Origin of the sequence: Paenibacillus sp. FSL K6-1217 (genome assembly GCF_045040735.1) — a bacterium.
GTDB lineage: Bacteria > Bacillota > Bacilli > Paenibacillales > Paenibacillaceae > Paenibacillus_AQ.
Window position 1 is genome coordinate 6,051,370 of record NZ_CP150271.1, and the last position, 14,220, is coordinate 6,065,589.

Consider the following 14,220-nt stretch of genomic DNA (forward strand, 5'->3'; position numbering starts at 1 on the left):
GATAACCTATGACAGAATATCTGATACGCCGTATACTTCAATCGGTATTGGTCATCTTTCTGATTACCATACTAACCTTTCTTCTTATCCATGCGGCTCCGGGCGGACCCACACAAGTGATGCTGTCCCCGGGCTTGACTCCGGAAATCTTCGAGCAGCAATCCAAAAATCTGGGCTTGGATCAGCCTATATACGTACAGTATGTCCGCTGGATCGGCGACCTGCTGCAAGGGGATCTGGGCTATACCTTCAAGAACCATATTGCGATATCGGACCTGCTCTGGCCGCGTATCGGCAATACCGTAATTCTGATGGGGGCGGCATGGCTGGTATCCCTGCTGATCGCAATTCCCTGGGGAATCTACAATAGTACCAAGGTCTATGGTTTATCGGATCAGACGGCTTCATTCATTTCTTATCTGGGCTTCGCCATGCCAACCTTCTGGTTCGGGATTCTGTTGCAGCAGTGGCTGTCACTTAAGCTGGACTGGTTCCCGTTGTCGGATATGCATACAAGAGGCAAGGAAGACAGTATAGGTGATTTATTCATGCATCTGGTGTTGCCGGTAACCGTACTGGCACTTGGTTTCCTTGCTTCTTATATGAAGTATGCGCGGGCCAGTATGCTGGAGGTGCTGGATCAGGATTATATCCGGACGGCACGGGCCAAAGGTGTCAAGGAACGCAAGGTCGTCTTCCGCCATGCCCTGCGCAATGCACTGATCCCAATTATTACAATACTCGGCCTTGATCTTCCGATTCTGGTGGGCGGGGCCGCATTAACAGAGAATGTATTCAACTGGCCGGGAATGGGCCGCTGGTTCGTAGAGATGGCCACTGCACGCGAATATTCGGCACTGATGGCTGTGACGATCGTAACGGCTGTGATGGTCGTCATTGGCAACCTTCTCGCAGATATACTCTATGTAGTAGTTGATCCCCGGGTCAAGCTCGGCAAGCAAGGGGGGAAGGCAGCATGAGTACAGACAATCCTGAGATTACCAAAGGAATTGTATCCAAGCCGCTGGGGACACCGGATATGAATCCGATGCCGGGCGGGACAGACCCGGAAATTCCGGTGGTGGATATGGACAGACCTCCCGGCCCGTGGAGAGTGCTGTGGAAGAAGTTCTCGCGCAATCCTTTTGCTATGGGAGGTCTGGTAGTACTGCTCATATTTGTATTCATTGCGCTCAGCGCTCCGCGCCTGACCCCATATAATCCGGAATCCATTGATCTGATGTTCGCTAACCTGAAGCCGGGAGCGGAAGGTCATGTACTGGGTACCGATGAGCTGGGCCGTGATATTCTCACCAGACTGCTTTACAGTGCGCGTGTCTCGCTGCTCATCGGCTTCTCTGTTGCTTTTGTATCCGTGCTGGTCGGATCGGTGGTCGGAGCAATTTCGGGTTACTTCGGCGGATTCGTAGATACGGTATTCATGCGTATTGTTGATGTCATGAACTCCGTACCGTCCCTGTTCCTGAATATCCTGGTCATGGCGTTATTCGGCACAAAGATCGAATTCATGATCCTGATTCTGGCGTTCACCAGCTGGATGAGTATTGCCCGGCTCGTCCGGGGAACCTTCCTGCAGCTGCGGGAAATGCAGTATGTGGAAGCGGCCAGAGCGATCGGGGTATCCAGCTGGGGCATCATCTTCCGGCATCTGCTCCGCAATGCGAGCTTCCCGATCATTGTCAATGCCACCTTGATGGTCGGCGGCGCGATTCTCAGTGAATCCGCGTTGTCCTATCTGGGCCTTGGCATCCAGGCTCCGGCTACGAGCTGGGGGCTGATGCTAAGCAGTGCACAGGAATTCATGCTGATTGATCCAATGCAGGCCGTATATCCGGGTCTGTGTATCCTGCTTGTCGTGCTGGCGGTTAACTTCATCGGCGACGGCATCCGGGATGCCCTTGATCCCAGACAGCAAGTGACCAAATCCCGGAGGAGGCTGGAGCAATGGCGCAAAAACTACTCGAAATCCGGAAACTGACCGCCGGCTTTGCTACTGAGAAGGGACTGCTCAAAGCAACAGACGGCATCTCCCTTGCGGTGGATAAAGGTCAGACGGTCTGTATTGTAGGCGAATCCGGCAGCGGCAAAAGTGTAACCTCGCTGGCGATTATGCGCCTGATTGATTATGCTGGCGGGATGATCCTGGATGGGCACATTGACTTCCATGGACAGGATCTGGCAGCGAAGAGCCAGGAGGAGATGCGGAAGATCCGCGGCAACCAGATCGCCATGATTTTCCAGGACCCGATGTCCTCGCTGAACCCGGTCTTCACCATAGGGGAGCAGATCGCGGAGAGTCTGCGGCTCCATCAGAACAAGAGTGATGCGGAAGCATTGAAGCTGGCGGTTGACCTGATCCGGCTGGTCGGCATTCCGGCCCCGGAGATCCGTGCGAAGCAGTACCCGCATGAGCTGTCCGGCGGGATGTGCCAGCGTGTGGTCATTGCGATTGCGCTGGCCTGTAAGCCCGAGCTGCTGATTGCCGATGAGCCGACCACCGCGCTTGATGTTACCGTCCAGGCGCAGATTCTGGATCTGCTGCGCAAGCTTCAGTCCGAGCTGGGGATGTCTATCCTGCTGATTACCCACGACATGGGGGTGGCCGCCGAGATGGCTGACCGCATTGCTGTCATGTATGCGGGCGCCATCGTGGAAGAGGGCGGCGTGGAAGAGATCTTCGACCGTCCCAGCCATCCGTATACGATAGGACTGCTCCAGTCGATTCCGGGATTTGAAGGCGGACGGGGAGGCGAGCTCTATACGATCAGCGGAACGATTCCGCCGATTGGCCAGCTGCCTGCGGGCTGCCGCTTCCACCCGCGCTGCCCGCATGCAATGGAGATCTGCCGGAGCCAGGAGCCGCCGGATTTCATGATCTCTGAGGATCACCGGACCGCCTGCTGGCTGTTCAAGGATAAGCCGGTTGCAGCGGATATCAGCAGGGAGGCGAAGCGCGCATGATGAACAAGACATTGTCCAAGCCGGAGCGTAAGGCAGCGGCCTCCTCGGAAGTGCTGGTGGAGGTTAAGAATATTAAGAAGTATTTTCCGATCACCAAGGGCCTGCTTAACCGGACCGTCGGTCAGGTGAAGGCGGTAGATGGAGTCAATCTGGCGATCCGCCAAGGCGAGACCTTCGGGCTGGTCGGGGAATCCGGCTGCGGCAAATCCACCTTCGGACGGGTGCTGCTCCGGCTGCAAAGTGCGACCGGGGGACAGGTGTTATTCAAGGGCAAGGATATCCATTCGCTGCGTTCGCGTGACATGCGGAAGCTGCGGGAGGAGATGCAGATTATTTTCCAGGACCCGTTCGGGTCGCTGAATCCGCGCTTCCTCGTCAAGGATATTATCGGCGAGCCGCTGCGCATTCACTGGAAGATGTCTGCCAAGGCTATCGATGCCCGGGTGGTCGAGCTGATGGAGCTGGTGGGTCTGGATGCCAGCCGCCGGAACCGCTATCCGCATGAATTCTCCGGCGGACAGCGCCAGCGGATTGGTATCGCCCGGGCGATCGCCCTGAATCCGCAGTTTATTGTGGCCGATGAGGCCGTGTCCGCGCTGGACGTATCGGTGCAGTCCCAGGTCATTAACCTGCTGATGAAGCTGCAGAAGGAGCTGGGCCTAACCTTCCTGTTCATTGCGCATGGTCTTAATGTAGTCCGGCATATCTCGGACCGTGTCGGGGTCATGTACCTGGGCAAGCTGGTGGAGGTGGGGGAGACAGAGGCGCTGTTCGCGGCTCCGCTGCATCCGTACACTGCAGCCCTGCTCTCGGCCATTCCCAAGCCGACTCCAAGGCGCAAGCAGGAGCGCATTATGCTGGAGGGGGATGTGCCCTCCCCGGCCAATCCGCCCTCTGGCTGCCGGTTCCATACCCGTTGCCCGTTCGTGCAGGACAAATGCCGCGTCGTGGAGCCGCTTATGGAAGAGGTCTTGCCGGGCCGTCCGGTAGCCTGTCATTTCCCGCTGCTTCCGAAATCCTGATCAACGAGTACCTATGCTGTGCCGAAGAGGAACGCTGCTGAATATTACGCGGTGTTCCTCTTTGCTTGTCATATCGTGCTAAACTAATCATTGTGCTACAGGCATTTCTATAAGAAAATGAGAAAAGCGGATTCTTGCAATTCCATATTTGCATTTCAATAGAAGTCTAATCAATACCGCACAGGTTGCGGAACCGGAGGCTATAGTGAAAAAGGTAAATACAGCAATTTCAGCACTCTTTATACTTGTTATGATTGTAGCCGTCTGGGTCTGGGCAGTGTCGGTGTATACCTGGACCCTGGCGGGAACCCTGGCTTCCCTGCTCTGTCTGGCCCTATTTATCTGGACAGGCCTGCGGGCCATTCCTGCAATAACCGGGTACATCATGCGCCCCGGCGCACTGCGGGCAGTGAATACGGACGACTCGCCGGAGGAGCGGCAGCGGACCTGGTGGAAGATTGTGCTGTGGCTGATCGTCAGCCGGGTGCTGCTGATTCTTGCCGCTTATGTATTCTGGGTGCTCCGCGAGGGAGGCTCCGGCAGCCTGTTCTCCCGCTTCATTGAGATCTGGCACCTCCGCGGAATTGATGCGATGTCTTACCTCGGCATTGCGGAGCGGGGGTATGTGACGGAAGGGGACCCCAGATTTCATATTGTATTTCTGCCGTTCTTCCCCGTTATGATCAAGCTGGCGCAATTCTTCACAGGCAATTATATGGCTGCCGGATTTGTCGTAGCCAATCTCTGCACGCTTGCAGCAGCCTTGTTCGCTTATGAGCTGGCCCGGCTGGATATGGGGCGCAGGAATGCCCTGCGGGTAGTGAAGTATATCTTCATCTTCCCCTCGGCCTTCTTCTTCTTCATTCCCATGACTGAGGCGCTGTTCCTGCTGCTCTCCCTGATGGCACTTCATTATGTACGCAAAAAGCGCTGGCTGCTGGGCTGCCTCTGTGCGGCGCTGGCCGGATTCACCCGTTCCCCGGGGATTCTGCTGGCCGTGCCGATTGCCGTGGAGATGGCCCGGGAGCTGGCCATCGGGTACAAGGGGATGGCCCGGAAGGCTTTTACGAACAAGCTGATCTTGGCCGTCATCTCCCTGGTGACCGTCTCTTTCGGTCTGCTGGCCTATCTCTACATCAATTACAGTGTGACAGGCAACGCGTTCCAGTTCAGTATTTATCAGCGGGAGCACTGGTCGCAGCGGTTCTACTTCTTTTTCGATACCTTGAGATATCAGATGGAGTATGCGGTGAATACCTTCAAGGATGCCGACTACCGTTCGTTCCTGGGGCTGTGGCTGCCGAATTTGAGCGCGATCTTCCTGGTTCTCATCATGATGCTCCGCAGTGCGAAGAAGCTGAATCCCGCCTACATGGCGTATATGATCGTCTATTTCGTCTACGTGGTGGCCCCGACCTGGCTGCTGTCCGCTCCGCGTTACTTCGCCGTAGCGTTTCCGCTGGCCTTCGCGGCTGTGCTGTTGACGGAAGAGAAGAAGTGGAAGGATATCCTGCTCACTGCGTTATTTATTGCGGGAGGACTGCTTTATCTGGCAGTGTTTGTTGCCGGTTATCCGGTGTATTAGCGTGTAATTAGAAATTACAGAAATGATGGTGGCTATGCAGATTCAACTGGAAGATCAACTGGTGACGTTACATGTCCAATATGCCAAGCGCAAGAAGCTTTCCGTAACGGTGGACGGCTCGGATCTCATCACCGTCAAGGCGCCGAAGGGAACGGGCGAAGAGGCGATTCTCGGTGCTGTAGCAAGCCTGGGCCCGAAGATTCTGGAGAAGCTGCGCAGCAATGCGGCGGCCCGGCAGGTGCCGAAGGTTAAGGCGTATCAGGGCGACGAAGAAGCCTTCTTGTACTTGGGGAAGGAGCATGCGCTGCATGAGCTGATTGGGGACCGGCAGGCGGATGCGGAGGAGCTGAAGCTTGCGCTGAAGAAATTCTATACGGCCAGTCTGAAGAAAATCATTGCAGAGCGCATCAAGCCCTACCAGACGCAGCTCAGAGTGAAGCCGAAGAGTATGGAGATTGTGGAGTCGCGGACCAAGTGGGGGAGCTGCAGCTTTGACGGCAAGCTGACGTTCAATTACCGCCTGGCCATGGCGCCGCCTGAGGTGATCGATTATGTCATCATTCATGAGCTGTGTCATCTGCTGCATATGAATCATGACCGTTCCTTCTGGCGGCGCCTGGGCAGTATCATGCCGGACTATAAGGAGAAGGAAGCGTACCTGGCCCGGCAGGGGCAGTTCATGACGCTGTGACCTATGTGACATATCGAAAGAAATGAATTCATTCTAAAGATGCGGTAATGTATGGACTATCGTTCTTTCCGAAGCGAACATTCGGTGATAGTTGTATTCTGTACACTTAAAAACAGTGGAAAAGAAAGATTTCCTCTCTTAACTGTAGTCTGTACAACTAAATCCGCCTGAATGGGTGAGAACCCGGTGCAGAGGGCATTTTAGTTGTACGAAATACAGCTAAACGGAGATATGGCGGCACATCAGACGATTTAGTTGTACGGATTGCAATTAAGCATACCACTTGTACCTTCATCGGGGCATGGCAAACCTTCAACAAGCGACTTAGTTAAGCTGTTCTCACATATTGCAATCTGATGCTTCACTAGGCGATGGAAGTAGCCGGATGCTTAACGTTAGCAGGATATTGCTGCCCGCCCTGAGTCCGGACGAATAGGCCCTCTGAATGGCTGCTGGCTGACAACTCCAGGTCAGGATCATCCGGGGTAAAGTGGAAGACGATCGTCTCCGTATCGCTATCTGCAAGCTTCAGGGCGATTTCGCCGCAGGAGACGGGCTGTGTGCTGATCAGATCGAAGATCTCAAGCTGTCTGTTCTCCTGCTGGCAGATGGCGATAAGATTCTCGTCCTCCAAATAGTAGAGCTGATCGCTGAACACATTCAGGCAGTAGAACATCAGCAGTCCATGGGCGCTGTTGACGCCAAGACGCTCGGATACCGGTACCCGCTGCGCTCCAAGGGTGGAGACCAGGCTCAGATCACGCGGGTCGTCTAGATCCAGCTTGCGGATTGCCGCAGAACCGGCAGTGCCCCCGGGGCAGGCCATGGAGAAGATCTGCTCTTCCACCGGGTGGAAGCCGAACTTAGGATAGAACTCCAAGACTGACTCATTGGCAAAAAGATACATGAATTCACACGCTTGCCCATACTCCTCCAGCACCTTGTCCATCAACCGTGCTGACAGGCCACGTCCTCTATAGTCAGGATGAGTCATCACCGTCCCGATCTGCACAGCAGGGGACTTCACCCCGTTAATGGTTAACTCTATTAGATTCACCGAGACATTCGCCACAATCCGGTCTCCCTCCGCGTAAGAATAAGGAACATACTTATCCGTCCAGAAGCCCTCCTCATACCAGCGTTCCAGTTCCAGCTCGAACGTGTCTTTTGCCAGCTCGAAAAAGCTGTTCCGCAGCATCTCATCCTCTTTATAATTGCAGACAAATTTAAAGCTATCCATGGTAGTTGCTCCTTCGGCTAAGTAATCACGTTAATATTCAATTCCGCGAACCTTTGAGTAAATCATCGTGTCTCTTAAGTTCCCCTGTACATCGGTCTTGTCATTGCGCAGAATGCCTTCCAAGGTAAAGCCTGTACGTTCGGCTACTCTGGAGCTCTGTGTATTGCGGGAATCACAGCGAATCTCCAGCCGATTAGCTTGTAACTCCTGTATGGCGAAATCCGTAATGGCATTCACCGCTTCCGTGATGTAGCCCTGACCCGTGTATGAAGTGTGTGCCCAATATCCGATTTCGAATTTACGCACCTGCCAGTCGATCCGGTGCAGGCCGCTGCTCCCGATTAACTGCCCCGTTGACTTATGGAAGAGCAGTAGCCGGATATCGCTGCGTTCCAAGAACTGCAGCCGTGATTTCCGGATGGAGACCTCGGATTCCTCTACAGTCGGGATACGCTGGGCCCAGGGCATCCAAGGGCTTAATTCATCGGCACTTTCCCGAACGGCTTCGTTAACAGCGGGACCGTCCCCCCACCGTGCTGCACGGATGTGCAGGCGGCTGCTTTCGAAGCTCTCCGGTACGGGAATCAGAATGGGGTCTATTGAATAATTGTTCATATAATCTCGCTCCTGTAGAGGGGATTTGGTGAATTAATCTCTTTTAGTATAAGCCATTATATCCCATAGGTCATATTTCAGGGTTCCAATACCACAGATTTTAACTATAGTCAATACGCTAAAGGATACCTTAAAGTACTCTCTGGTACTATTCACATTTAATGGCAAGAACGTTATCTTAGGTAGTAAGAAGTGTTCACGATTAAGAATCTATTGAACTGAACCTATGAAATGAATCGGTATTGAATCCATAGACAGCTGGAGGTTAACCCATGAGCGCAATCGCCGGGATCTATTCTATGCAGCGTGGGCCGCTGGACCCGGAACTGGGCCCGCGCCTGATGCAGGAGCTGCGGCGTTATCCGGCAGATGATGCCCGGGGCTGGAGTGCGGAGGGACTATTCCTGGGCTGCCACGCGCAGTGGATTACTCCGCAGTCCCGGGGCGAGGTGCTTCCCTATTATGATCCGCAGCGGAGGCTGGCGATTGTGGCTGACGCCATCATTGATAACCGCAGCGAGCTCTTCGGACAACTTCAGGTGGTCCGGGAGGATCAGGCGTCGATGCCGGACAGCCTGCTGATTCTTCTGGCCTATGAGAAATGGGGAGAACAGGCCCCGGTGCATCTGATCGGAGACTTCGCCTTCATGATCTGGGATGCCGGCAGGCAGCAGCTGTTCGGGGCGAGGGATTTCTCGGGGAGCCGGACGCTCTATTTCCGCCGCTCGGGCACACAGTTCTCCTTCTGCACCGTGATTCATCCACTACTCACGCTAATGGACGGAGCACATGCTCTGCATGAAGGCTGGATCTCGGAATATCTGGCGGGCCAGGGACGGATGGATGTCGCGGATATGTTCTCCACGGTATATCAGGGCGTGGAGCAACTGCCCCCGGCGCATTCCATGACGGTCAGCGCGAAGGGGGTTTCGTTCTCCCGGTACTACACCTTCCAGACACCAGCTCCGCTTCGGCTTCGCAGCAACGGCGAGTATGAGGAAGCATTCCGTGAGGTGTTCGGACGGGCGGTCAGAGACCGGCTGCGTACCCACCGAGCAGCAGGCGCGAACTTAAGCGGCGGGCTGGATTCCGGGGCGGTGGTCAGCTTTGCAGCGCAGGAGCTTCGCAGCGAAGGCAAGCCGCTCTACACCTTCAGCTCGTATCCGCTGGATCACTTCACAGGATTCAAGCTGGGCCAGCGGGTGACCGATGAACGTCCATATATTCAGGAGACGATTGACTATGTCGGGAATATTGAGCCCAGCTTCTATAACTTTCCTGAGCGCAGCTCTTATGGCGACATCGACGAATGGCTCGACATTATGGAGATGCCTTACAAATTCATAGAGAATTCCTATTGGCTGAGGGGCATATATGAACAAGCAGGACTGAAGAATGCCGGTGTGCTGCTCAGCGGACAGCGGGGCAACTGGAGCATCTCCTGGGGACCGGCGCTGGATTACCAGGCGAAGCTGCTGCGCGAATTCCGCTGGTTCAGCTTTTACCGGGAGAACAAACTGTACAGCGATTCGATGGGAGTAAGCCGCAAAAGAATGCTGAAGATTGCCGGACGCAAGGTATTCCCCGCGCTGGGCCAGCTGATCGCCGGAAAGCCGGAGGCTGCGCCGGAGCTGATCCATCCTGAGTTTGCCCGGCGGACAGGGGTGCAGGAGCGGCTGAAGGAGCTGGACCAGTCGCCTGCTTCCCAGACTGTGTACGATATCCGTAGAGAGCATTTCCGCCAGCCGCATGTCTGGAATGTGAACGGAACGGCGGCTACCAAGCTGTCACTGAAGTACAGGGTATGGGACCGGGATGCGACGAATGACCTGCGTGTCATCAACTTCTGTATGTCGGTGCCCGAGGAGCAATACGTCCAGAACGGAATGGACCGCTCGCTGATCCGCCGGGCAATGGAGGGGCGGCTGCCGGATACGGTCCGGCTGAACCAGACCCGGCGCGGCATTCAGGGGGCGGATGGAATTACGCGTATGCTGCCCCAGTGGCAGAAGTTCCAGCAAGAGCTGAAGGAGATGCTTCAAGACCCCCGCACTTCGTCATACCTGAATCGTCCCGGGCTCGCCGGATGTTTGGACCGGCTGGGTAGTGAGCCCGAACCATTATTAATCTTTAACACGGATTTCCGCCTTCTTACGCGAGGACTGGTGTTCTACCGCTTTTTGAAGCGGCTCTCCTGAAGGACGTTTCTTGAAAGGGGGTGACAATATGAAAAAGGAATACAGCAAGCCTGCATTGGAAGTGCTGGATGTGAAAATGACTATGGCTGGCCCTGGGGTATCCATTGCCGATGCATTCCAAGCCGATCCGGATGAGATCGTTAGTCACTCCTAGTCTTCCTGCCTTACCGTTCAGCCCTAATCCCTCTTAGCTTGCTGGAGGGGGATCAGGGCTATCCCTTTATCCGAAGTAACGACGGTACCGTCCTTTGAAAGGGCGGCAATGCCGTTATCACTTGTCATCCGCAAGACAACGGGTGAAATTGACTGAGATGGAGTGAGCAGTATGGCTGGCACAGTGCAATGCCCCGGTTATAAGGCCTTTGGCCTGCAAATCCTCAGTGAGTTCCCGTTGCCGGAGCTTCCCCGTACGGATCAGCCCGGAAGAATAGGCAGCCTGTCTGTAGTTGAAGGCCATCTGTCAGAGCGATGGGAAGCGATACCGAAGATTACGCCGAATCTGGGCATCGCGGAGCATGAAGTGATGTTCATGGTGAAGGGTACTGCTATTTTTTCCATACAGAACGGCAGCACGATTACAGTCTCTCCTGCAGCAGGCGCCGACCCGGATAGCATCCGCTTGTTCATTCTGGGCAGCTGTATGGGCGTAGTATTGATGCAAAAAGGCATACTGGCCCTGCATGGCAGCTCACTTGTGCTGGACAATAAGGCCTATGCGCTGGTGGGGCGTTCCGGTGCGGGTAAATCCACACTAGCCTCCTATCTAATGGATCAGGGACATCTCCTGGTCAGTGACGACGTTATTCCCGTGTTGGTGCATAATGGACATCCATTAGCTGTTCCAGGTTACCCGCAGCAGAAGCTGTGGCAGCAGAGCCTGGACTATTTGGGAATGAATTCGTCTGTGTACCGTCCGCTGTTCCAGCGGGAGACCAAGTTCGCCGTACCGGTGCATGACCGGTTCCAGAGTGAGCCGCTGCCGCTGGCCGGCATATTTGAACTGTCTGTGGTGCAGGACGGGCCGGTGGCCGTAGAGGCTATAAGCGGCTTGGACCGGCTTCATACCTTATACAATCATACTTATCAAAAAGCGCTGGTAGACCCGATGGGTGTCAGAGAATGGCACTTCGGGCTGCTGGCCTCGTTCGTGAACCGGCTGCCGATGTACCGGCTGACCCGCCCCGGGCAGGGCTTCAGTGCACCGCAACAGACGGAATTGATATTTGAGACGATTATGCCCAAGGTGAAGGAGATGAACCTATGAATATGAATACTACAGAAGTGCTGTCGCTGGATTCGGTGCTGGTTCAACGGGAGGGCAACATCGCAAGTGATATGGACGGCGAGAAGGTCATGCTGAATGTGAAGAACGGCAAATACTACAACCTCGGCGAAGTCGGCGGTGAGATCTGGGAAGCGCTGGCTTCACCGGTATCGGTCCGGCAGATTGCCGTGAAGATGCAGGAGATCTTTGAGGTGCCGGCAGAGCTGGCGCAGCAGGATGTCATTGATTTTGTGCAAAATCTGCTGAATGAGGATCTTGTCTCCATCGTTAGCGGGCCATGATGACCCTGCGGCGGCTCCGTCTTCTGCTGATCCATGACAAAGCCGTGCTGGGACTGATTCCCGAGGCGTTATGGCGGCTGATGCTGGTCCGAATCCAGCTGTTGTTCCCCTTTGCCAGGACGGCCCCGCAGCTTGGCGTGAAATCCCGGGAGACCTCCGCAGTGTCCAGACCTTCCGATATTCGCCGCATCCAGCAGATTACCAAGGCGATCCGGGTGATGAGCCGCTATACTCCCTGGAAAAGCACCTGTATGGTCCGCGCGGTAGCCGGACTGAAGATGCTGGAGAAGCGGGGAATTGAGAGTACCCTCTATATGGGGGTGGCCCGTGATAAGCAGGGAAAAATGATTGCCCACGCCTGGCTGCGCAGTGGAGCCCATTATGTCTCCGGGGATGATGCTATGCAGGGGTTCGTGGTGGTGGAGAAGTTCGCCAAGGTGTTACAAGCCGAGTAATCGAGGTGGGTCCATGCAAGTGATAATCTACTACGTCCGGCAGCTTCAGCGGTTGTCGGGCGTGAAGCTGTATCTTAATCTGTTTGGCATGGTGGTCAGCGGTCTGCTGGAGAGCTCCGCCATTCTGCTGCTGGTGCCCATGCTCGGCATGGCCGGCATTCAGCTGGGCGGCGCGGCAGCCGGCTATCATCTTCCCATGCTCGGGTTCATCACTGAACTGCCGCAGTCCACAGCGCTGCTGCTGGTGCTGGGCAGTTATGTTCTGATTGTCCTCTGCCAGAATCTGATCTCAAGGTTCGTGGCAATCCGCAATGTGGAGATTCAGCAGACCTATGGCAGACAGCTGCGGTATGAGGTCTATAGCGCATTGCTGCGGGCACAGTGGTCTTTTTTTCTGAGAAAACGCACCTCTGATTTGATCAATATGATGACCACCGAGCTGGCCAGAGTCCTGGCGGGCATCAGCGGCTTCCTGCAGTTTCTCACTTCGCTGTTGTTCACTCTTGTGCAGATTGCCTTTGCCTTCTGGCTGTCCCCCAAGATGACAGTGGCGGTTCTCGTCTGTGCGGCGCTGCTGTCCATCTTCTCCCGGCGGTTCATCCGCAAGGCGAAGCGGCTGGGCAGCCGCAGCACGGAGCTGGGCAAGACGTATCTGGGCGGCATTACCGATCAACTGAACGGAATCAAGGATATCAAAAGCAATAATCTGGAGCAGTCCCGCCTGGAATGGCTGCATGCCTTCACCGGCGAGGTGAAGCAGGAGCAGCTTGACTATACGCGGCTGCGTTCTAATTCCCAGCTCCTGTATAAGCTGTCCTCTACGTTGCTGATTGCCGTATTTATCTTCGTGTCCTTCCGGTTCATGCAAGTGGAGGGGCCGAATCTGCTGCTGGTTATTCTCGTCTTCACCCGGCTATGGCCGACCTTCTCCACTCTGCAGTCGCTGCTGGAGCAGCTCGCCTCGGTAGTACCTTCCTTCAAACAACTGCAATTGCTGCAGAAGGAATGTCTGGCCGCTGTCGAGCATGACCCGGATCAAGGCGGAGAGCCGGTGCAGCCTATGATTCTGAAGCACAGTCTGGAGGCGCGGAATGTCGATTTCCGCTATCATGCAAGCGAGCCGCAGTATTCACTTCAGCATGTGAATGTTATGATCCCCGCCCGGCAGATGACGGCTATTGTCGGACGATCAGGCGCTGGCAAAAGCACACTTGTCGATCTGCTTATGGGACTGATGCAGCCGGAGAACGGGGAGATCCTGGCGGACGGCGAGCCAATCACAGGGAAGCGGCTGCTGTCCTACCGGAGATCCATCGGGTATGTGGCACAGGACCCGTTCCTGTATAACGCTACCATCCGCGATAATCTGATGATGATCAAGCCGGATGCAGTGGAAGCGGAGCTGTGGGAGGCGCTGGAATTCGCCTCCTCGGCGGACTTCGTCCGCAAGCTGCCGGACGGACTGGATACGCTGCTTGGCGACCGGGGCGTCCGCTTGTCGGGCGGGGAGCGGCAGCGTCTGGTACTGGCGCGCGCCATTATCCGCAAGCCGTCGATTCTGGTGCTCGATGAGGCGACCAGTGCGCTCGACACTGAGAACGAGCAGCGGATTCAAGAGGCGCTGGAGCGGATTAAGGCATCGGTGACCGTCATCGTCATTGCCCACCGCCTGTCCACAATCCTTGGAGCCGATCAGATTCTGGTCATTGACCAGGGCCGGGTCATCCAGCAGGGAGTCTATAGCGGTCTGGCTTCTGAGAAGGGCGGCATGTTCAGCCGGCTATTGAAGGGGCAGGAAGAGGTTGGATAAGGGTATACCTTAAACGCGAATGTAGGCGAAAAACCGAACACATTCGGTGCTGCGTG

14 protein-coding genes are annotated in these 14,220 nt (G+C 55.3%); 12 read left to right on the forward strand and 2 right to left on the reverse strand.

All coding sequences use genetic code 11. The features are described from left to right. Positions 1 to 8: 8 nt before the first annotated feature. The 6 genes from MHH28_RS26680 (at position 9) to MHH28_RS26705 (ending at position 6,280) form a co-directional block, all read left to right on the forward strand. A complete protein-coding gene (locus MHH28_RS26680) occupies positions 9 to 980 on the forward strand; it encodes an ABC transporter permease (RefSeq protein WP_405107227.1) in 972 nt (323 codons plus the stop codon). A 59-nt stretch (positions 981 to 1,039) separates the two neighbouring features. Then, positions 1,040 to 1,999 (forward strand): ABC transporter permease, encoded by a 960-nt coding sequence (locus tag MHH28_RS26685; protein WP_405117262.1) that lies wholly within the window; start codon positions 1,040 to 1,042, stop codon positions 1,997 to 1,999. After that, positions 1,966 to 2,982: an ABC transporter ATP-binding protein gene (locus MHH28_RS26690; RefSeq protein WP_405107229.1), complete on the forward strand. Its 1,017-nt coding sequence runs from the start codon at positions 1,966 to 1,968 to the stop codon at positions 2,980 to 2,982. The genes MHH28_RS26685 and MHH28_RS26690 overlap by 34 nt, the downstream gene beginning before the upstream one ends. Beyond that, positions 2,979 to 4,004 (forward strand): ABC transporter ATP-binding protein, encoded by a 1,026-nt coding sequence (locus MHH28_RS26695; protein WP_405107232.1) that lies wholly within the window; start codon positions 2,979 to 2,981, stop codon positions 4,002 to 4,004. Before MHH28_RS26690 ends, MHH28_RS26695 begins: the two co-directional genes overlap by 4 nt. 250 nt (positions 4,005 to 4,254) lie before the next feature. After that, positions 4,255 to 5,589 (forward strand): hypothetical protein, encoded by a 1,335-nt coding sequence (locus MHH28_RS26700; protein WP_405107235.1) that lies wholly within the window; start codon positions 4,255 to 4,257, stop codon positions 5,587 to 5,589. A 34-nt stretch (positions 5,590 to 5,623) separates the two neighbouring features. Then, positions 5,624 to 6,280, forward strand: coding sequence for a M48 family metallopeptidase (locus MHH28_RS26705; RefSeq protein ID WP_405107237.1), 657 nt, complete (start codon positions 5,624 to 5,626; stop codon positions 6,278 to 6,280). 364 nt (positions 6,281 to 6,644) lie between these two features. Here MHH28_RS26705 and MHH28_RS26710 read toward each other — a convergent pair whose 3' ends face one another. Further along, positions 6,645 to 7,520, reverse strand: a complete 876-nt coding sequence (locus MHH28_RS26710; RefSeq protein WP_405107240.1) for a GNAT family N-acetyltransferase — start codon at positions 7,518 to 7,520, stop codon at positions 6,645 to 6,647. Positions 7,521 to 7,550: 30 nt separating this feature from the next. Next, positions 7,551 to 8,135 carry a GNAT family N-acetyltransferase gene (locus MHH28_RS26715; protein ID WP_405107243.1) on the reverse strand — a complete coding sequence of 195 codons (585 nt, stop codon included), beginning with the start codon at positions 8,133 to 8,135 and terminating at the stop codon, positions 7,551 to 7,553. Positions 8,136 to 8,407: 272 nt separating this feature from the next. Between MHH28_RS26715 and MHH28_RS26720 the strand changes: the two genes are divergently transcribed. From MHH28_RS26720 to MHH28_RS26745, 6 genes are all read left to right on the forward strand, one after another. Beyond that, a complete protein-coding gene (locus tag MHH28_RS26720) occupies positions 8,408 to 10,333 on the forward strand; it encodes an asparagine synthase-related protein (RefSeq protein WP_405107246.1) in 1,926 nt (641 codons plus the stop codon). 28 nt (positions 10,334 to 10,361) lie between these two features. Then, the gene (locus tag MHH28_RS26725; protein ID WP_036694602.1) at positions 10,362 to 10,487 is read left to right on the forward strand and encodes a paeninodin family lasso peptide; all 126 of its coding nucleotides are present in this window, start codon (positions 10,362 to 10,364) and stop codon (positions 10,485 to 10,487) included. A 171-nt stretch (positions 10,488 to 10,658) separates the two neighbouring features. Beyond that, positions 10,659 to 11,597, forward strand: a complete 939-nt coding sequence (locus MHH28_RS26730) for an aldolase (protein ID WP_405107249.1) — start codon at positions 10,659 to 10,661, stop codon at positions 11,595 to 11,597. Beyond that, complete coding sequence (locus MHH28_RS26735; RefSeq protein ID WP_405107252.1) at positions 11,594 to 11,899, forward strand: lasso peptide biosynthesis PqqD family chaperone; 306 nt, start codon at positions 11,594 to 11,596, stop codon at positions 11,897 to 11,899. Before MHH28_RS26730 ends, MHH28_RS26735 begins: the two co-directional genes overlap by 4 nt. Next, positions 11,896 to 12,354 carry a lasso peptide biosynthesis B2 protein gene (locus tag MHH28_RS26740; RefSeq protein WP_405107255.1) on the forward strand — a complete coding sequence of 153 codons (459 nt, stop codon included), beginning with the start codon at positions 11,896 to 11,898 and terminating at the stop codon, positions 12,352 to 12,354. The genes MHH28_RS26735 and MHH28_RS26740 overlap by 4 nt, the downstream gene beginning before the upstream one ends. A gap of 13 nt (positions 12,355 to 12,367) precedes the next feature. Beyond that, positions 12,368 to 14,164 (forward strand): ABC transporter ATP-binding protein, encoded by a 1,797-nt coding sequence (locus tag MHH28_RS26745; RefSeq protein ID WP_405107258.1) that lies wholly within the window; start codon positions 12,368 to 12,370, stop codon positions 14,162 to 14,164. Positions 14,165 to 14,220 lie beyond the last annotated feature (56 nt).